The following is a 795-nucleotide window of genomic DNA, read 5'->3' as shown; positions in this document are numbered from 1 at the left end:
ATGTGCGAACTCGATATTTTACACGACTCTCTTTACCAATTCTGCCCCGAATTACACTTAAAACGACTCAACAGCTTAACGTTGGCTTGCCACGCATTACTTGACTGTAAAACTCTCACTCTTACCGAACTTGGCCGTAACCTGCCAACCAAAGCGAGAACAAAACATAACATCAAACGAATCGACCGATTGTTAGGTAATCGTCACCTCCACAAAGAGCGACTCGCTGTATACCGTTGGCATGCTAGCTTTATCTGTTCGGGCAATACGATGCCCATTGTACTTGTTGACTGGTCTGATATTCGTGAGCAAAAACGACTTATGGTATTGCGAGCTTCAGTCGCACTACACGGTCGTTCTGTTACTCTTTATGAGAAAGCGTTCCCGCTTTCAGAGCAATGTTCAAAGAAAGCTCATGACCAATTTCTAGCCGACCTTGCGAGCATTCTACCGAGTAACACCACACCGCTCATTGTCAGTGATGCTGGCTTTAAAGTGCCATGGTATAAATCCGTTGAGAAGCTGGGTTGGTACTGGTTAAGTCGAGTAAGAGGAAAAGTACAATATGCAGACCTAGGAGCGGAAAACTGGAAACCTATCAGCAACTTACATGATATGTCATCTAGTCACTCAAAGACTTTAGGCTATAAGAGGCTGACTAAAAGCAATCCAATCTCATGCCAAATTCTATTGTATAAATCTCGCTCTAAAGGCCGAAAAAATCAGCGCTCGACACGGACTCATTGTCACCACCCGTCACCTAAAATCTACTCAGCGTCGGCAAAGGAGCCATGG

At 44.7% G+C, this 795-nt stretch carries 1 protein-coding gene; it reads left to right on the top strand.

Annotated elements, in window-relative coordinates:
* On the top strand, positions 1 to 795 hold a 795-nt coding region (locus J3U00_RS11590), incomplete at its 3' end, for an IS4-like element ISVsa5 family transposase (protein WP_032183843.1).

Origin of the sequence: Gilliamella sp. B3127 (assembly GCF_026536935.1) — a bacterium.
GTDB lineage: Bacteria > Pseudomonadota > Gammaproteobacteria > Enterobacterales > Orbaceae > Gilliamella > Gilliamella apicola_E.
The sequence above is the reverse complement of the archived record's forward strand: the minus strand, read 5'-3'. Positions and strand labels throughout refer to the sequence as shown.